The organism is Streptosporangium sp. NPDC006007, assembly GCF_040614315.1.
Lineage (GTDB): Bacteria > Actinomycetota > Actinomycetes > Streptosporangiales > Streptosporangiaceae > Streptosporangium.
Window position 1 is genome coordinate 301,232 of sequence record NZ_JBEXUG010000001.1, and the last position, 17,437, is coordinate 318,668.

The 17,437-nt window shown below is 70.5% G+C and carries 19 protein-coding genes and 1 tRNA gene; 8 read left to right on the forward strand and 12 right to left on the reverse strand.

Features of this window, described 5'->3' with window-relative positions:
• Positions 1 to 101 precede the first annotated feature (101 nt).
• Positions 102 to 1,727 carry an L-glutamate gamma-semialdehyde dehydrogenase gene (pruA, locus tag ABZ194_RS01360; RefSeq protein WP_355590480.1) on the reverse strand — a complete coding sequence of 542 codons (1,626 nt, stop codon included), beginning with the start codon at positions 1,725 to 1,727 and terminating at the stop codon, positions 102 to 104.
• Positions 1,727 to 2,653 (reverse strand): proline dehydrogenase family protein, encoded by a 927-nt coding sequence (locus ABZ194_RS01365; protein WP_355590483.1) that lies wholly within the window; start codon positions 2,651 to 2,653, stop codon positions 1,727 to 1,729. Before ABZ194_RS01365 ends, pruA begins: the two co-directional genes overlap by 1 nt.
• Positions 2,654 to 2,746: 93 nt before the next feature.
• Here ABZ194_RS01365 and ABZ194_RS01370 point away from each other — a divergent pair, with 93 nt between their 5' ends.
• The gene (locus ABZ194_RS01370) at positions 2,747 to 3,814 is read left to right on the forward strand and encodes a helix-turn-helix domain-containing protein (protein WP_355590486.1); all 1,068 of its coding nucleotides are present in this window, start codon (positions 2,747 to 2,749) and stop codon (positions 3,812 to 3,814) included.
• 58 nt (positions 3,815 to 3,872) lie between these two features.
• Here ABZ194_RS01370 and ABZ194_RS01375 read toward each other — a convergent pair whose 3' ends face one another.
• Positions 3,873 to 4,628, reverse strand: a complete 756-nt coding sequence (locus tag ABZ194_RS01375) for a glycoside hydrolase family 16 protein (RefSeq protein WP_355590489.1) — start codon at positions 4,626 to 4,628, stop codon at positions 3,873 to 3,875.
• A 111-nt stretch (positions 4,629 to 4,739) separates the two neighbouring features.
• Between ABZ194_RS01375 and ABZ194_RS01380 the strand changes: the two genes are divergently transcribed.
• Entirely contained in the window at positions 4,740 to 5,705 is a 966-nt protein-coding gene (locus tag ABZ194_RS01380) for a hypothetical protein (RefSeq protein WP_355590492.1), read from the forward strand.
• 118 nt (positions 5,706 to 5,823) lie between these two features.
• On the opposite strand, the gene ABZ194_RS01385 is transcribed toward ABZ194_RS01380, so the two are convergent.
• Both ABZ194_RS01385 and ABZ194_RS01390 read right to left on the reverse strand, forming a co-directional pair.
• Positions 5,824 to 6,975 carry a glycosyltransferase gene (locus ABZ194_RS01385; RefSeq protein ID WP_355590495.1) on the reverse strand — a complete coding sequence of 384 codons (1,152 nt, stop codon included), beginning with the start codon at positions 6,973 to 6,975 and terminating at the stop codon, positions 5,824 to 5,826.
• A gap of 302 nt (positions 6,976 to 7,277) precedes the next feature.
• The gene (locus ABZ194_RS01390) at positions 7,278 to 9,137 is read right to left on the reverse strand and encodes a SpoIIE family protein phosphatase (protein WP_355590498.1); all 1,860 of its coding nucleotides are present in this window, start codon (positions 9,135 to 9,137) and stop codon (positions 7,278 to 7,280) included.
• A gap of 129 nt (positions 9,138 to 9,266) precedes the next feature.
• On the opposite strand from ABZ194_RS01390, the gene ABZ194_RS01395 reads away from it, so the two are divergent.
• Positions 9,267 to 9,983, forward strand: coding sequence for a GAF and ANTAR domain-containing protein (locus ABZ194_RS01395; protein WP_355590501.1), 717 nt, complete (start codon positions 9,267 to 9,269; stop codon positions 9,981 to 9,983).
• Between the two features lie 68 nt (positions 9,984 to 10,051).
• Here ABZ194_RS01395 and ABZ194_RS01400 read toward each other — a convergent pair whose 3' ends face one another.
• Positions 10,052 to 10,423, reverse strand: coding sequence for an STAS domain-containing protein (locus ABZ194_RS01400; protein WP_355590504.1), 372 nt, complete (start codon positions 10,421 to 10,423; stop codon positions 10,052 to 10,054).
• A 193-nt stretch (positions 10,424 to 10,616) separates the two neighbouring features.
• Between ABZ194_RS01400 and ABZ194_RS01405 the strand changes: the two genes are divergently transcribed.
• From ABZ194_RS01405 to ABZ194_RS01415, 3 genes are all read left to right on the forward strand, one after another.
• Complete coding sequence (locus ABZ194_RS01405) at positions 10,617 to 11,393, forward strand: SigB/SigF/SigG family RNA polymerase sigma factor (protein ID WP_355590507.1); 777 nt, start codon at positions 10,617 to 10,619, stop codon at positions 11,391 to 11,393.
• 120 nt (positions 11,394 to 11,513) lie between these two features.
• The gene (locus tag ABZ194_RS01410; RefSeq protein ID WP_355590510.1) at positions 11,514 to 11,969 is read left to right on the forward strand and encodes an ATP-binding protein; all 456 of its coding nucleotides are present in this window, start codon (positions 11,514 to 11,516) and stop codon (positions 11,967 to 11,969) included.
• 26 nt (positions 11,970 to 11,995) lie between these two features.
• Positions 11,996 to 13,333: an NAD(P)/FAD-dependent oxidoreductase gene (locus ABZ194_RS01415; protein ID WP_355590513.1), complete on the forward strand. Its 1,338-nt coding sequence runs from the start codon at positions 11,996 to 11,998 to the stop codon at positions 13,331 to 13,333.
• Between the two features lie 385 nt (positions 13,334 to 13,718).
• Here ABZ194_RS01415 and ABZ194_RS01420 read toward each other — a convergent pair whose 3' ends face one another.
• The 4 genes from ABZ194_RS01420 to ABZ194_RS01435 all read right to left on the reverse strand — a co-directional run bounded on the left by ABZ194_RS01420 (position 13,719) and on the right by ABZ194_RS01435 (position 16,294).
• On the reverse strand, positions 13,719 to 13,910 hold the full coding sequence (locus ABZ194_RS01420; RefSeq protein ID WP_355590515.1) for a hypothetical protein: 192 nt from the start codon (positions 13,908 to 13,910) through the stop codon (positions 13,719 to 13,721).
• A 3-nt stretch (positions 13,911 to 13,913) separates the two neighbouring features.
• Positions 13,914 to 14,618, reverse strand: a complete 705-nt coding sequence (locus ABZ194_RS01425; RefSeq protein WP_355590518.1) for a hypothetical protein — start codon at positions 14,616 to 14,618, stop codon at positions 13,914 to 13,916.
• 395 nt (positions 14,619 to 15,013) lie between these two features.
• Positions 15,014 to 15,646: a hypothetical protein gene (locus ABZ194_RS01430; protein WP_355590521.1), complete on the reverse strand. Its 633-nt coding sequence runs from the start codon at positions 15,644 to 15,646 to the stop codon at positions 15,014 to 15,016.
• 198 nt (positions 15,647 to 15,844) lie between these two features.
• Positions 15,845 to 16,294: a hypothetical protein gene (locus tag ABZ194_RS01435; protein WP_355590524.1), complete on the reverse strand. Its 450-nt coding sequence runs from the start codon at positions 16,292 to 16,294 to the stop codon at positions 15,845 to 15,847.
• 96 nt (positions 16,295 to 16,390) lie between these two features.
• Here ABZ194_RS01435 and ABZ194_RS01440 point away from each other — a divergent pair.
• Positions 16,391 to 16,464: transfer RNA gene (locus ABZ194_RS01440), tRNA-Pro, on the forward strand.
• Positions 16,465 to 16,553: 89 nt separating this feature from the next.
• Here ABZ194_RS01440 and ABZ194_RS01445 read toward each other — a convergent pair.
• Entirely contained in the window at positions 16,554 to 16,733 is a 180-nt protein-coding gene (locus tag ABZ194_RS01445; RefSeq protein WP_355590528.1) for a hypothetical protein, read from the reverse strand.
• Positions 16,673 to 17,254, reverse strand: a complete 582-nt coding sequence (locus tag ABZ194_RS01450) for a hypothetical protein (protein ID WP_355590604.1) — start codon at positions 17,252 to 17,254, stop codon at positions 16,673 to 16,675. Before ABZ194_RS01450 ends, ABZ194_RS01445 begins: the two co-directional genes overlap by 61 nt.
• 14 nt (positions 17,255 to 17,268) lie before the next feature.
• On the opposite strand from ABZ194_RS01450, the gene ABZ194_RS01455 reads away from it, so the two are divergent.
• On the forward strand, positions 17,269 to 17,437 hold a 169-nt coding region (locus ABZ194_RS01455; RefSeq protein WP_355590598.1), incomplete at its 3' end, for a UTRA domain-containing protein.

Sequence of the window (17,437 nt, forward strand, 5' to 3'; positions counted from 1 at the left end):
GGACTCGAATTCGGAGTCCCGGGCGTCACGTGTTCTCCGGAAGAGCCGTCCCGGTGGCCGGGCCGTTGGGGCCGGGCCGCCGCCGGCCGGTCTGCGAGGTGTCAGCCCATGTGCGGGTAGCGGTGGTCGGTCGGAGGGACGAAGGTCTCCTTGATCGTGCGGGCGTTGACCCAGCGGATCAGGTTGAAGATCGAACCGGCCTTGTCGTTGGTGCCGGAGGCGCGGGCGCCGCCGAAGGGCTGCTGGCCGACCACGGCACCGGTGGGCTTGTCGTTGACGTAGAAGTTGCCCGCCGCGAAGCGGAGCCGCTCCGACGCCGAGGCGATCGCGTAGCGGTCCTGGGCGATGACCGCACCGGTCAGCGCGTAGGGCGAGATGCCCTCCATCTGGTCGAGCACCGCGTCGAAGTCCGCGTCGTCGTAGACGTGCACGCCGAGGATCGGCCCGAAGTACTCCTTGACGAAGATCTCGTCGGTCGGGTCGGCCGACTCCAGAATGGTCGGCTTCACGAAGTAGCCGGTGGAGTCGTCGTAGGAGCCGGTCAGCACGTTGACCGAGTCGAGTCCGCGGGCCCGGTCGATCGCCGCCTTGTGCTTGGCGAAGGCCCGCTCGTCGATGACCGCGCCCATGAAGGTGGACAGGTCGGCGGCCACGTCGCCAATGGTCAGCGACTCGGCGGTGCCGACGAGGTCGTCGCGGATCCGCGACCAGACCGAGCGCGGCACGTAGGCGCGGGAGGCCGCCGAGCACTTCTGCCCCTGGTACTCGAACGCGCCCCGGATCAGCGCGGTGGTCAGTACCGCGGGGTCGGCCGAGGGGTGGGCCAGCACGAAGTCCTTGCCGCCGGTCTCCCCGACCAGGCGGGGGTAGGACCGGTAGGAGGCGATGTTCGCGCCGACCGTGGACCACAGGTGCTGGAAGGTCGCGGTGGAGCCGGTGAAGTGGATGCCGGCCAGTTCCGGATGGGTCATCGCGACCTCGGAGACGGCGGCGCCGTTGCCGGTCACCATGTTGACGACACCCGGCGGGAGCCCGGCCTCCTCCAGCAGGCGCATGGTGAAGTGCGCGGCGAACTGCTGGGTGGGCGAGGGCTTCCAGACGACGACGTTGCCCATCAGCGCCGCCGACGCCGGCAGGTTCCCGGCGATGGCGGTGAAGTTGAACGGTGTGATCGCCAGGACGAAGCCCTCCAGCGGGCGGTACTCCATCCGGTTCCACACACCCGGCGACGACACCGGCTGGTCGCTGTAGAGCTGGCGCGCGTAGGCGACGTTGAAGCGCAGGAAGTCGATCAGCTCGCACGCCGCGTCGATCTCGGCCTGCTGGGCCGACTTCGACTGGCCCAGGACGGTGGCGCCGTTCAGCGTCTGCCGGTACGGCCCGGCCAGCAGGTCGGCGGCCTTGAGGAAGATCGCGGCCCGCTCGTCGAACGACAGGGCGCGCCAGGCGGGCGCGGCCTTCAGCGCCGCGTCGATCGCGGCCCGCACGTCGTCGGCGGTGGCGTCAGCCGTACGGCCGAGCACGGAGGCGTGGTTGTGCGGCTGGACCACGTTGATGGAGGCGCCGCCTCCCATCCGCTGTTCGCCGCCGATCGTCATGGTCAGGTCGAGTTGCGCTCCGGCCAGTTCCTTGACGCGGTTTTCGAGGGCGCCGCGCTCGGCGCTGCCCGGCGCGTAGCCGAGAACGGGCTCGTTGGCCGGGGCCGGGACGTTGGAGATGGCATCCATCACTTGCCTCCAAGGGCGCGAAGAAAGAAGGCGATGTTGGCCGGGCGTTCGGCGAGACGACGCATGAAGTAGCCGTACCAGTCGTCACCGTACGGGATGTAGACGCGCATCGTGTGGCCGGCACCGGCCAGGAACTGCTGTTTGTCGGTGCGGATCCCGTAGAGCATCTGATACTCGTAGTCGCCACGGGAGCGGCCGAACCGGTCGGCGAGGGTCTCGGTGATCGAGATCAGCCGGTCGTCGTGCGTCGCGACCATGGGGTAGCCCCGCCCCGCCATGAGAATCCGCAGGCAGCGGACGTAGGCCTTGTCGACCTCGCCCTTGCTCTGGTGGGCCACCGAGGCGGGCTCGGCGTAGGCGCCCTTGACCAGGCGGATCCGCGACCCCTCGTGGGACAGGTCGCGGCAGTCGTTCTCGGTGCGGAACAGGTAGGCCTGCAGGGCGACGCCGGCGGACGGGAAGTCCCCGCGTATCGAGCGCAGGATGCCGAGCGTGGAGTCGACCGTGGTGTGGTCCTCCATGTCGAAGGTCACGTTCGCCCCGGCGGCGTGGGCGGCCTCGCAGATGCCCCGGGCGTTCTCCAGGGCGATCTTGTCGCCGTCGGCGCCGAGCGCCTGGCCGACCGCGGAGAGCTTCACCGACACCTCGGCGCGGGTGCCGAGCCTCAGCTCACGCAGCGCGTCGAGCAGCACGACGTAGGCGTCGGCGGTCTGGGCGGCGGCCTTGGCGTCCCGGGTCTCCTCACCCAGATGGTCGATGGTGACGGCGAGACCTGCGTCGGTCAGCCGGTGGACGGCGTTGACCGCGTCCTGGACGGTCTCGCCCGCGACGAAGCGGTCGACGACCTTGCGCGTCAGGGGGACACCGGAGACCGTGCGCCGGACCACCGGCACCCGGGATCCGGCGAGAAGAAGGGAACCGAGCATGCTCCTAGACTAAAACCTCAAAACAGTCAACCCCATATGCATCTGCCACGACCCCCGGGAGCCGCGTTCATACAGATGCACAACAATGGAGGAGTGCTACAGGAGACAGTAGATGAGATCGCCACCCGGCTCGGGGCCTCCGCGACCCTGGAGGACCGCTCGTTCCAGCTCCTGGCCTACGCCGCGCAGAGCGGCGACATCGATCTGATCCGCCAGGAGTCCATCCTCCGCCGCCGCGCGACCAAGGAGGTGCGGGCCTACTTCGAGGGGTACGGCATCGCCACCGCCAAGGGGCCGGTCCGCATCCCCGCCGACGCCGAACTGGGGGTGCTGGCCCGGGTCTGCGTGCCGTTGCGGCACCACGACGTGACCTACGGCTATCTGTGGCTGCTGGACGACGGCAGCCTTGGCGACGCCGCGCTCACCTCGGTGTCCGCCCTGGTGGCCCGCGCGGCGGCCACACTCGCCCAGGACATCCGCCGCCGCCAGGACCTGGGCAGGAACCTGCGGGAGCTGTTCTCCTCCGACACCGAGGAGCGCTCCTGGGCGCTGTCGCACCTCGATGTGGCCGGCCCGGTGGCGGCGATCGCGGTGCGGAGCTCACTGGAACGGGTCGGCGCGCTCTGGACGCTCCCGCGCGGCGTGCTCGCCGACCCCGGCCTGCTCGCCCAGGGGGAGCCGCTGATCGCGCTCCTCGCCCCGGCCGGGCAGGCTCTGGAGGTGGCCGGCCGGATCCAGGCCATGTACGGCACGGCCGCCGGGGTCGGCGGCGTCCGTGCCGAGCCCGCGCAGTCCTGGCGGAGCTGGCGGGAGGCCGTACAGGCGCTCAGGGTCGCCGACCGGGTGCCCGGGTTCGCCCCCGTCGCGGTCTGGTCCGGCCTCGGCGTCTACCGGACGCTCACCCGGCTCTCCCCGCCCGACCTGCGTGATCTGGCGGGGGAGGTCGCCGGTCTCGCCGGGGATCCGGAGCTGGCGAGGACGGTGGAGGGCTATCTCGACCGGGCCGGTCACGTTCAGGAGACCGCGGCGGTGCTCGGTGTGCACCGCCAGACGCTCTACTACCGCCTGGGCAAGGCCGAGCGCCTCACCGGCCGTGACCTGGCCGACGGCGAGGACCGGCTGCTGATCCACCTCGGCCTCAAAGCCGCCCGCCTGCTCTGACCGCCCCCGCCGGTCTGCCTCTGGGTGCCCAGGGAGCCTGTGAAAGCCGGGGCAACGGTCAGAGCCGGGCGCGGTAGATCTTCACCCAGTCGACGTACATGCTGACCGTCTCCGGGGTGGAGGCGTCGCGGCACGGCGACCAGCGGTTACACGTCACGTCGTTCTGGAGTGCCAGGTGCATGGAGTGCCCCCTGGGCACGTTGGGCCCGGTGTAGTCCCATACCTTCCGGCCGTCCAGCCAGAAGGTCAGCCGGTCGGGGAGCCAGTCGACCGCGACCGTGTGCCAGCGGGTGAAGTCGGCACGGACCTGCCGCTGGGCCTGGCGCCGATCACCCCGGTGTACGAAGATCCCGCTCGACCTGCGGCCCGGGTCGATGATCTCGGTGAAGTCGACCTCGGCGTAGTCCGGCCTGCCCTGGCTGTCCGGCCAGAGCAGTGCCAGCGGGGTGTATCCGGCTCCGCGCTCGGCGCGCAACCGGACCTCCCACCGGCCGTACCGCTGTGACAGGTGGCTCGCGACGCCGCCGGAGAGATCTCTGCCTCCCGTGACACCGCCCTTGAGCCGGAGCGTGCCGCCGCCCACGCTGACGGCGCGACGGGTCCGGGGGTTGGTCTCCGCGCCGGGGGAGTGGTAGACGGCCCAGCTGCGGCCGTCGATCCGGGTGCCGTCGAAGTCGTCCGTCAGAACGGGGACCCCCCACCCGCCGGCGCCCTGTGCGGAGGTGGGGACGGCGGAGGCCGCCGACGGGGTGGTGAGGAGCGGGAACGCCAGGGCCGCCGTGATGACGCCCAGAAACGTGCGGCGAATCGACATGCGCCTTATCAAAGCAGCGATTTCACAGCAATAACAGAGGTATTCCGTTTTTGCCTCGATACCGGACATCCTCCGCTACTGCCTGGTATCCGACTGTGCGACCATTCCCGCATGAACCACACAGACCCGGTACGGCAGGCACTCACCCGGCTGGTGGAGTCCGGCACGCTCCGCGCCGAGCAGCTGGAACCGGTCCTGACGGCCGTGAACGACGCCCTGCGAGCCCGCGGGGCCGCGGGCCGGGTGCGGTGGAGTGAGATCGTCGCCTACGTCGGCGGCGGGCTCGTCCTCGCCGGTGCGGCGACCTTCGTCGGCCTGGGCTGGGACCGGATGACCGTCCCGGCCAGGGTGGTGGTGCTGACGGTGGTCACGGCGCTGCTGCTCGGGGTGGCCGCCGGCCTCGGCTGGTCGGCGCGGTCGGCGACCGGCAGGGCGGGCGCCGTACAGCACCGGGTCGCCGCCACGCTGGCGGCGCTGGGCTCGGGTACGGCCGCCCTCTGCGCGGGGGTCGTCGCCGACCGCTACGAGACGCTGCTCGCCGGAGTGGTGGGCCTGTCCGTGGCCGCGGCGGGGTACGCGCTGCTGCCCGCCGCGATCGGCCTGCTGGCCGGCGGCGTACTGGCCCTGGTCGCCGTCACCGGGCTGCTGGAGGTCCTCGCCCCCCAGGGCGGCGCCGCCCTGGGGGTCGGGTACATCGCGCTGGGCACGCTCATCCTGGCGCTCGCCCTCGGCGGGCGGCTCGTCCCCCGCGGGCTCGCCCTGGGGATGGGCGCGGCCATCGCGCTGTTCGGCGGACAGTGGCCCCTGCTGTGGGAGGAGAAGATCTGGGGTTACTCGGTGACCGCGGTGATCGCGCTGATCTGCCTGGCGCTGTACACCCGGGAACGCACCTGGGTGCTGATCGTCGCGGGGGTGGCCGGGCTGACGCTGGCGATTCCCGAGGCGGTCTGGCACTGGACCGACGGGGCCGTCGGCGGCGCGGTGATCCTGGTCCTGGCGGGGGTCGTGCTGCTGGCCGCGAGCGGCCTCGGCGTCCTCCTGCACCGCCGTACGGCACAGGCGGGCCCCGTCTCCTGACGCCGGCCGCCTCCCACCGCCGTACGAAAGGCCGGGGTCCCCGAATCGGAACCCCGGCCGGTGCTCCGGGCGGCGCCACCCCGCGCCCGACGGCGCTCGGTGCGCTCGGTGCGCTCGGTCAGTGCTGGGTGGCCATCGCGCCCTCGTAGACGTGGAGCAGTTCCTGGCTGATCCGCTCCCAAGAGTAGCGGGACCGGGCCCGGTCGGCGCCCGCGAAGCCGAACGCGGTGCGCCTGGTGGGGTCGGCGAGCAGCTCACGGGTGAGCCGGGAGGTCTGCGCGGGACGGTCCGCCGGCACGAGGAGGCCGGTCACCCCGTCCACCACGGAGTCGAGGTGGGCGCCCACGGCCGAGGCGACGACGGGCACGCCGCACGCCATCGCCTCCAGGGCCACGACGCCGGCGGGGGCCTCGCGCGGCAGCGAGACGACCACGTCGGCGCTGCGCATCAGCTTGGCCACCGAGGTGTGCGGCACCCGGCCGAGCAGGGTGATCCGGTCCTTCACCCCGGCCTCCTCGGCCAGCAGCATGACGCGGTGTGCCTCGGCGTCGTGCTTCAGCTCTCCGGCGGCGGGCCCGCCCGCGATGATCAGCTCGGCGTCGGGGATGCCCTCCAGCGCACGGATCGTGGTGTCCACGCCCTTGTCCTGGGTCAGCGGACCCACGTGCAGCAGCCGGGGCCGGGCCCCCCTGGTGGCGGACGGCCCCTGGCGCCGGAAGCGCTCGACGTCGACACCACACGGAACCACCGAGATGCTGTGGCGCGGCACGCCCATCCGGATCAGCGAGGACTCCTCGTCGCCGCATCCGGCGATCACCGCGCCGGCCCGGCGGCCGATCGCCCGCTGAAGCCGGGCCTTCCTGGCGTCGTTGGTGTTCTCGACGCTGAGGGTCTGGGTGAACGGCACGTTGAGACCGTTCGCGCCGGCGATGGCGGCCAGGCCGCCGGTCCAGGAGTACGCGTGGATGACGTCCGGGCGGTTCTGACCCCAGCGGCGCATGAGCTGGTCGCCGAGATCGGACAGGTAGGGCAGCACGCCGTCCTCGGGAAGGTCTGTGGCCGGACCGGCGGGAAGGTGCTCCAGTGTGACGCCGGGAAAGACGCGGACCCGGGGCCTGTCGGTGTCGGAGTTTCTCCGGGTGTAGATGGTGACCCTGTGCTCACGGCCCAGCTCGCGGGCGACGGCCATGAGGTGGGCCCGCTGTGCGGCGATGTCGGCCTGGCTCTGCGAGGCGGAGGGAGCATCGGAGGAGACGAATGCAATGTTCACGGCACACCTCTGTGAGGAGATTAGGCATGGAACGCCTGTGATTCCTTCAGGGGTGCCTGCTTCTTAGGCACTCATTGGTAATGCCCATAACCATACCCAACTCCCGCCCGCGGGCAAACCTTGGTTTTGTCCGACTTGCCGGAAATGTTGCTGATGGATGCCCGGGGCGCGAGGCCGTCCGGGCGCCGGGCCTCTCCGGAGGCCGCCCGCCGGGTCACGGAACGTGAGCGGCCGGCCGCCAGGTCACGGGGCGCGGTCACCGGACCGCCATGCCGTGGGGCACGACCGTCGAAGCGTCCTGATCAGACCACGCGCAGCGCGAGTATCACGACCTCGTCCCAGACGCGTCCGCCGGAGAAGGTGTGCCGATCTTCCTCCACCGTCTTGACCACCTCGGCCGGAGACCGTCCCACGCAACGCGCCAGCGCGTCGGCCAGACGGCTCTCGCCGTACGCCTCACCCTGGTCGTCCCGCGACGTCACCAGCCCGTCGGAGTAGAAGACCAGGGTCTGGCCCGAGGTCAGCCTGAGCTCCTCGGTGAACATCTCCGCCTCGGGCGCGATGCCGAGCGGCACGCCGCCGCCGGCGGTGAACCTGACCGCGCCGTCGGGCTGCAGGATCGCCGCCGGATGGTGCCCCGCGCTGGCCAGCCTGATCCTCCGCGCCCGGACGAACCCCGCCACCGCCATCACGAACATTCCGTTGTTCTGCGCGACCAGCGCGTGGTTCAGCTTGCGCAGCGCCTCACCCGGATCGGACTCCCATACGCTCACCACCCGCAGCCCGTTGCGCACCATGGCGCTGACCGACGCCGCCTCCTCGCCCTTGCCCGCGGCCCCGCCGAGGGCGAAACCCCACCCGTTCTGTGCCGGGAAGACGTCGTAGAACTCGGCGCCGACCGGGCTGGAGCCCGCGTGGTAGATCGCCGCCGCCTCGAACCCCGGGATGTCCGGCAGGCTCCGGGGCACCACGCTGGTCCGCAGCGCGTCGGCGGCCTGGGACCGCGTCTGGAAACCGCGCCGCGCGCGCAGGGCCAGTCCGAGATGGACGCCGATCTCCTCCATCACTCCCAGATCGGCCAGGGAGAACGGCTCGCGGTCGCGCAGCCGCAGGAGGGTGAGGGCACCCAGCGCGCCGGCCTCGCCCTGGATCGGCACCACGAGCAGCGACGCCCCGCCCATCACCCGCAGCAGCGGCGGCCCCCCCGGAACCTCGCCGAGCAGCGTCTCCTCCTCCAGCATCTCGTGGACCACACCCGAGCCACCGGTCAGCACATGGGCCACGGCCGGTGCCGCCAGCGGACTCAGCCCCTCGACGAGGCGGACCAGTTCGGTCACCGGCTTGTCACTCGGCCCCAGTACGACGGCGCGCCGGGGCATGCCGTCGCGCACCACGTCGGCGATCACCCAGTCGGCGCTCTCGGCGGCCAGCAGCCGCGCGGCCCGGGTGACGGTCACCGGCTGGTGCAGGCTCTCCTCGTCGAGCAGCAGCCTCGTCATCCTGGACAGCAGCTCCTGACGGCGCGCGGCGGCCAGGACCAGTGAGGCGTCCGACCGGTCGGCCGGTCCGGGGTGAGCCCCCGCCACCTGGGCCTCCAGCGGGAGAATCACGACCGCGGTCATCTCCTGCGGCTCGCCGGGCATCGTCAGCCGGGTGACGGCGAGCTGTACCGTGTGCGCGCGCCCCTGGTGGGCCAGCCGGGTCTGGAACGTCGCCGTCTGGCCGCCCTGCCGCACCGCGGTCAGATGGGAGCGGAACGCCGCCCGCCGGGAGACGTCGACGAACAGCGGGAACGAGCGGCCGATCAGGTAGCCGGCCGGGCTGCCCAGCATGTGGGAGGTCTCGGCGCTGATCCGCCGGACCACCCCCGAGGCGTCCAGCACCACCACCGGGACGGGGAAGGCGCGAAACACCTGCCGGAGCAGCTTCAGCTCCCGCTGGGAGCCGCTCTCCCGCTCGCCGGACCGCCTGGGCGTCTTGCGCAGCTCCCGCAGGGACGCCTCCAGCAGCTCTCCGGCGGTGTCCAGCTCCGCGAGGGCCGCGTCAAGTGTGGACCTGGGGTCGGCGGGGTAGGCGGACCTCGCCTCACGCAGTGAGGAGACCCTGGTCGTGAGCGCGTTGAGCGCCTGCTCCAGGGCCTGAAGGCCAATGGCGTCGGTCAATGCTCATCCTCATCAGCGGGCCGGTAGGGGACCGGCCCCGTCTCGTAGACGGTACGCCACCCGGTGGATCGGATCGATGCGCGGTCAGATAGTGATTAAGTTAGCGAAATCGGGAAGGGGTTTCGTGACATGGACATGGTCACTCCCGTTCTCGCCCGAGATCTCGCCACTCTCGGCAGAGTCAGCGAGGAAACCTCAAGCGAGAGCGTGCTACGGGGCCTCACCGCCACACTCGCGAGCGGAGTGCCCGGTTGCGCGGGCGGCTCCGCCGAGCTGTGGCGTGAGGAGCGCGTGGTCGTCTCAGCCTCGCACAGCGAGCTCATCGTGCTCGTCGAGAGCGAGGGCGACCTGGGAGACGGGCCGTCGGCCGAGGCCCGTTCCACCGGCCGGCCCGTGATCGTCCAGGACGTGCTGCGCGACGACCGCAGGCCCGCCTACGCCGCCATGGCGGTCCGCTGCGGCGTCCGTTCGGTCCTCGCCATGCCGATCACCGTCGAACGTGCCGTCCTGGTCCTCGGTCTCTACGGCGTGCGCCCAGGCGCCTTCGTGAACCGGAGCGTCGCCCCGCTGGCCGACATGCTGGCCGAGCAGGTCACCGTGGCGCTGGCCAACATGTGGGACTACGACGAGGTCCGCACCGACGCGGCCCAGATGCAGGAGGCGCTGGCCGGCCGGGCGATCATCGACCAGGCCAAGGGCATCATCATGAAGTCCAGCGGATGCTCGGCCGAGGCGGCCTTCGACGAGTTGCGCCGGATCTCCCAGCACCACCAGGTGAAGGTGTCCGACCTGGCCAAACTGCTGGTCGACGAGCACCGGCGCAACCAGGGGGGGCAGGCGAACTGAGCGGTCGTTCCACGGGGAGCCGGCGGGGAGGCGGGAGGTCGTCCGCCGGGGATGCGCCGGGGAACGCGCTAGCCGAACGCGGCCAGCGCGTCGTCGATCGTGTCGTAGAGCGGCAACCGCTGGGCCAGGCCGGTGATCCACATCACCCTGGTCTTGGCGTACTCGACCCCGATGAGGGCGAACCTGCCGCCCCCGTTGGTGCTGAGCTGCCAGTGATGCACGATCAGGCCAAGCGCGCGGGAGTCCATGAAGGTCACCCCGCCCAGGTCCAGCGCCATGTCGAGGCCGTGCTCGTCCACTTCGGCCGCGAGGTGGTCGGCGAACTGGTCCCTGGTCGTCGCATCCAGCACGCCGGTCACCCGGATCACGTTGATCCCACCGATCAGCGCCGACGTGAGAGTCAGGGCCGCCGCTCTCTCGCCGTTCTCCGACACCGTCACTCAGGTCCTCCTAGAGGTTCGATTAGCAACCCTACTGTTACCTGCGAGCGAGCAATACTCCCGGAATCGGGGTAATACTAGAGACGAGGTCCAGCAGAGGGCCTCGCCTCGAAAAGTGGTCGAGGCGATGCCGTCTGCCCGGATGTCGCTCCGTGGCGTCGGTGTCGTCCGACAGTCATATCAAGGAGCAGCGATGTCTGTTCAGGCCCTCGAAATCATCGACATGACCGCCGAGGACCTCCTCGCCGAGATGGTTCTGCCCGAGATCTCCGACTACCGCGCCGAACGCCTGCGTGAGCGTCTGGTCGAGATGCATCGGCCGCTCGCCATGGAGATCGCCCGCCGCTACCGCTACCGGGGCGAACCGCTGGAGGACCTCCTCCAGGCCGCCTACGTCGGGCTGATGAAGGCCATCAACGGATTCGACCCCACCCTCGGTCACGCCTTCCGCGGCTACGCGGTGGTCACCATGACCGGCGAGGTCAAGCGCCACTTCCGCGACCGCACCTGGGCCATCCGGGTGCCCCGCGTCTATCAGGAGCGCAGGGCCGAGCTGAACCGGCTCGTCGCCGACCTCAGCCAGGACCTCGGCCGCTCCCCGACGGTCGCCGAGCTCGCCGTCAAGATGAAGATCTCCGAAGAGGACGTCCTGCTCACCCTGGACGCCTCGGCCGCCTACAGCGCGCTCTCGCTCGACGCGCCGCTCGGCGGTGACGACGACGCGGCCGCTCTGGGTGACGTGATCCCCGACGAGGACGACGCGCTGGATGTGCTCGTGGACCGTGAGGCGATCAAGCCGCTGATCGACAAGCTGCCGCAGCGCGAGAAGAACATCCTGCTCCTGCGCTTCTTCGGCAACCTGACCCAAGCCGAGATCGCGGCGGAGTTCGGAATCTCCCAGATGCACGTCTCCCGTATCCTGCGGAAGGTGCTGGACCAGCTCCGAGCGGAACTGGTCGCCGAATGCTGAATACACCGCCCCTTACCGGGCACCCCAGTCGGCGACCGCACGACGTGGCGTAGGGTGCGTTTGAACGATCCCCAGGTGCTGACGACGACGGCGCCGTGGGACAGGGGAGGCGGATCTCGCGTGAACGAGGACGGTATTCGTCCGGCTCGCTTCATGGCGAGTGGCGACCGTTCCCGGCTTCCCCCCGCCGGAGCCCCCGTGGCCGAGCTCGCCTTCTGCCTGCCCGACCTGCCTGACGTGCGCGACTTTGTCACCGCCCAGGCCCTGCGAAGCGGAATGCCGGAAGAGGGCCTGGCGGACTTCCTCGTGGCGGTGAACGAGGTGGCCACCAACGCCGTCACACACGGCCATCCCACCGCCAAGGCCGTGCTGCGGATGTGGGCCGTCGGCCGCAGGCTCGTCGTGGAGGTCCACGACGAGGGCCGGTGGAGCCCCGAGACGTCCCCGGGCCGGCTGCCCCCCGGCCCGCACGCCACCAGCGGCATGGGCCTGTGGGTGGCCAGGACGGTCAGTTCCGACCTCACGATCGAGACCGGGGCCGCGGGCACGTTCATCACGATGTCCTTCAAGATTTAAACCGTTTTTCTGGGTAGGGGCGGTCTATGACCGAACCTGCCCGCATCCTGATCGTCGGCGGTGGCTACGTCGGTATGTACGCCGCCCTGCGGCTCCAGCGCGAACTCCGCCGTCACGAGGCACTGATCACCGTCGTCGACGCCGACTCCTACATGACCTACCAGCCGTTCCTGCCGGAGGCCGCGGCGGGCAACGTCGAACCCCGGCACGTCGTCGTGCCCCTGCGCCGGGTCCTGAACAGGTGCAGGATTCTCAACGGCTGGGTCGTCCGCGTCGACCCCGAGGCCCGTACCGTCGACCTCCGCCCGCACGGCGGTCCCGGCCGCACCCTGGAGTACGACCTCCTGGTCTTCGCGCCCGGCTCCGTCTCCCGCACCCTGCCCATCCCGGGCCTGGCCGAGTGCGGCATCGGTTTCAAAACGCTCGAAGAGGCCATCCACCTGCGCAACCAGGTTCTCAGCCGACTCGACCTGGCCGACTCCACCACCGATGAGACGGTCCGGGCCAGGGCGCTGACCTTCGTGTTCGTCGGCGCGGGCTTCGCCGGCGTCGAGGCGCTGGCCGAGCTGGAGGACATGGCCCGCGGCGCCTGCGCGTACTATCCGACGATCGAGCCCGGCGACATGCGCTGGTTCCTGGTGGAGGCCACCGACCGCATCCTGCCCGAGGTCGGCCCCGAGATGGGCCGCTGGACGCTGGAACAGCTCCGCGGCCGGGGGATCGACGTGCGCATCCGTACCCGCCTGCGGTCCGCGGTGGACGGCCACATCGTGCTTGACGACGGCACCGAGTTCGACGCGGACACCCTGGTGTGGACCGCGGGGGTCAGGCCGCACCCGCTGGTGCGCGACAGCGGGCTCCCGATCGACGACAAGGGCCGGGTGAGGGCGACCGCCGAGCTGACCGTCGAGGGCTTCCGCGACGTCTTCACGGCCGGGGACTGCGCCGCCGTGCCCGACCTCACCAAGCCGGGAGAGATGTGCGCGCCCAACGCCCAGCACGCCGTACGGCAGGCCCGCACTCTGGCCGCCAACGTGGCGGCCACCCTCAGGGGCCGGGAGCGCAGGCCGTACCGGCACGCCTACGCCGGATCGGTCGCCAGCCTGGGGCTCCACCAGGGCGTCGCGCAGATCTACGGCCACAAGCTGCGCGGCATGCCCGCCTGGTTCATGCACCGGACCTACCATCTGTCCCGCGTTCCCACGCTGAACAAGAAGGTGCGGGTCCTGATCGACTGGACCCTCTCGCTGTTCTTCCGCAGGGAGATCGTCTCCCTCGGCCAGCTCAGCCAGCCTCGCAAGGAGTTCGAACGGGCCGCCAGAGCGGACCGGGAGGACAGGGCGGAGCGGGCGATCCTCGGCTGACTCGCCCGTCCCGGCCGGCGCCGGGATCCCGAGGGGGCGCACCGCAGGACCGTCTTGTTCACACGGCTCGCGGCGCCCTGGAGCTCGCGGCACCTTGAGGAGCCGGAGGGGGCGAGGTCCCAGGGGCGCGGGGGTCTGCCGTCGATCCGCGGGCCTCGGCGTCCGCCTGCCCGTCGAAGACCCGGGGCCTGAGGAGGTCTCGCCGGAACGGGGCTTCCGGCGAGACCTCCTCAGGCCCCGGAGTCATCTCGTCACGGTGCCGGTTCGCATGATGCCGGTTCTCACGATGCAGGTCGAGCGGCGCGGACGCTGTAGGGATGCCTCTTCGCGGATGGAGCCCCTTCACGGTGGGCGGCTCCGCGGCCGGTCTCCGAGGGGCGGGAGCTCAGCGCCTGCGGCGCCAGGACCCTCCGCCCCCGCTCCGTACGCCCGCCGTACCGACTCCGGCCTGGTGCAGGGCGAGCAGGAGCAGCCCGCCCAGCAGGAAGGTCGTACCGCCGATACCACCGATGCTGGTATTGATCAGGTCAAGCAGAAGGCCGAGGCCGAACACGACAGCGGCGGCGATTGCGAACATGCGTCACCTCGTTCCGGTGGAAAGGTCAAGGAGCTGCTCCAGCAGCGCCCGGTAGTCACGCAGGGCGGTGCGGAGGTCTTCGGTGTCCTGCCGGCCGGTGTCCTGCCAGCGAGACCGAAGCTCGGTGGTGCGGGCCTCCAGCGCGGCGTGCAGGGAGTCCGTGAGCTCCGCGACGAGGGAGTCGGCACATGCCACCGAGTCGCGAGGATCGTCCACGAAGCCCGTCTGCACCTCCTGCCAGCGATGCCTCACCTCCTCGGCGTCCTGATCGAACAGCGCCCCGTCGGCGGCGGACGAGGCCGCCGGGTGCGCGGGCCGGTCGCCCCGGACGGCCACCTCCGGGCCTGCCCGGCCCACCCGGTCAGCCCGGTCTACCTGATCAGCCCGGTCAGCCGGCTCCGCGGCGTGCGCCGGGTCCGCCGGGTTCATCCGGTCCGCCTGGCGTGCCGGATCCGTCGGTTCTACCTGATCGGCCGAATGCGTAGGGTGCGCCGGATCCGCGGAGTCCGCCGGGTTCATCCGGTTCGCCTGGTGCGCCGAGGCAGGGGCGAGGGTACCGTCGGAGCCGTCGTGATGCTCCAGGGGGGCGCCGCGCCGAGACTCCTCGAACCCAGGGGGCGCCTCGGCCCGCCGGGACGGAACGGTCAGATCGTCGTCGGAGTGCTTGTGGACCAGGCGATCTTCGTCCTGGCCGATTCGGTCGTTCATCGTAACTCCTTGAGCGTGGAAACCCGGCCCTTCAAGGCCGGGAGGAAACGCGGCACGGTGTCGCGCGGTCCGGTAGCCTGTCCAGCGGTGGCGATAACCAAGTCACCGGACGTGTAGTCGGTTGTTTCCTCGCCGCCGGGCCGGCGGAGAGGTAAAACGCCTGCGGAGCTGGTGTAAGACCCCAACGGAAGATCCTTTCGGGCGGGCGACCGGCGGTGAAACAGGAACCCTCACGGGCGACCGTGGGAATCCCCCTCGTTTACGAGGGGGAGGATGTCAACGAACCTCCTTGGGTACGGGGACCCCCGCCTTCGGGCGGGGCACGGAACGCGGTTCGGCGGCGGGTCCGCCGATGGCCTGGTGGCGACGGTCAGGCCACCGGACGTGTGATCCGATCACCGTCCTGGTGAATCGCGTCGGCCGGTCCGCCCGGTGATCGTCCCCTCGCGATCCGGACCGGTTCGGATCGGGGAGTGGTCACCGTTGACCGCGCCGTCGGAGGCCGCGAGCAGTTCCTCGAACAGGGCGCGATAGTGCACCATGGCCTGCCGGAGCTCCTCGGTGGAGGCCTCCTTACGGGCGGCACGACTGCTGATCTCGTGGGCCCGCCGGTAGTGGTCGAGGGTGCGGCCGTGCGCGACCGACAGGTCGGAGAGCCGCTGCTCGAAGTTCTCGGTCGGATAACCCCGCTCCGCCATCACGGAGGTCACCAGGTGATCGGCCTCGGTCACCGCGAAGCCCGGCGCGTCCACGAAGCGCTCCTGGACCTCCATCCACTTCCTGGCGTAGGTCTCGCGGGTCCCCGAGTCGAGCGGGCGGATGTCAAGAGAGCCGAAGCGCTGCTCGCGGGCCAGAAGCTCCTGCTCGGCCTCCCGCCGGGTCTCGCGCTCCTGCACGGTACGGTCGTACTCGGGGCCGAATCGGTCGCGAAGTCGGTGCCGGCGCTGCTGCCGCAGTACGGCATAGCCGACTGCGACGATCGCCACCACCACGGCCACGACGACGGCCACCCAGATCACGGTGGACATGCCTGCCTCCGGTTGCGTAAGCGTTTGTCCCCGTGCGCTGCCCCAAGGACAAGCCTCGAAACCGGCCTTCACCGCTCATGGCCCCCGGCGCTCTCCTGCTCCGCCCGCCACCGCCCGGACCGCCCGCCGGCATCCGAGCGGCCTCCCCGCCACGTGCGGGTCCTCGGGACGCCGTCCGGAAGGCGGCGTCCGGCTCCGTCAGCTCCGAGTGGGGTCGAGGGCCCCGCGCGCCTCGGCGAGGAGCGCTCCAACAAGCGACCCCTCGGGAGAGGCCGGAACCTCGCTGAACCCCTCCTCGGGCTCATAGGCGATGTCCAGACCGGCGAAGACCAGCCGATCGGCCCAGCGCAGCGCCGTATTGAGCTTCTCGGCGGGGATCGCACCCCCCTGGGCGACCACCGACAGGTTGCGCAGGTTCGTCGCCGGACCGGACTGGCTGTGCGCGCGCCTCAGCTTCCACGGGATGGCCCGCGAGTGGTCAAACATCCGCTTGGAGAGCCCCGCGGCCCGCTTGGCCTGCAGGATCCCCGACTCGCTCACCCCGAACCGCGAGGCCAGTTCCGCGTTGGACAACCCCTCCCCGGCCAGCCGCCGAAGCTCCTCCTGGTCGATCAGCGCCTTGCGCCCCACATCCACCTCGTTCTTCACGTGATCACATATGCCCGGCGGACACCATGGCGTACGCATGTCCGTCCGATCTGCGCTAAGGTTATGACGTCCCGCCCGAGAGGGCGAAGGGCAGACCGGGACGTAGCGCAGCTTGGTAGCGCACTTGACTGGGGGTCAAGGGGTCGCAGGTTCAAATCCTGTCGTCCCGACAGATCGAAAAGGTCTGTTGGTCTGGTTGAAAGCCCAGATCAACGGACTTTTTTGCATTCTCCTCCCGCTATCCGCTATCCGCGATCAGCTAGACGACCCGCAGCCGGGGACCATCCGGGGACCGCCGGACTGTGAGATGAGCGCTCAGCGCCTCCCCGGCATCGGCGATCGAGCGCGCGTCCGGATGAAGGTATCGCTGAGTCGTGGTCAGCGAGCCATGACCGGTGATCTTCCGGGGGACGTGCATGGGAACGCCGGCGCCGGCCATCCAGGTAAGATCGGTGTGGCGGAGATCATGACGGCGAAGTGTTCGTAGCCGAGTTTCGTCACCACCTCATCCCAGTGGGTCGCGTCCCGGAGAACCGCGGTGGTGATGCGTCCGCCGCGAGGCCCAACGAACAGCCGCGAATCCGGCTTCGACGCCATCACGTCCAAGCGCCGGCCGACCAGGTCGCGAACTTCGGCGATGAGCGGCACGGTACGCGCCCGCTTGCCCTTCGTGCCCTTGTCCATGACCCCGCCAGGGCTGGGTGTGGTCTGCCGGCGCACGGTCCACGTCCAAGAGTCTCGGTTGATATCGCCGACACGCACCCCGGAGACCTCACCGATGCGGGCAGCAGTGCAGGCCGCGAAGATGACCACCTCACCCCAGCCCGCATATGCGTCAGCCGATCGCTCAACGAGCGCGGCGGCGAGCCGAGTCAAGGTTTCCCAGTCCGGCAGCGCCAGCGAGCGAGGGTCGTCCAGTTCATCTTCCGCCCGCCGATATTCACGCTGCCAACCGGTCACCCGAGCAGGGAGGAATCTACCGTGCGTTACTCCAAGCAGGCTTGACGCCGGCTAGTGCCGAAGAAGAGATCCGCTCACGGCCTCCAGCGGCAGACGAGGCTGCCGAACTTCGGCTACGCGGCGGAGGGTGGATCCTCGAAGTGCGCCGAACAACTTTCGATGCTGCCAAGACACCCATTGAGT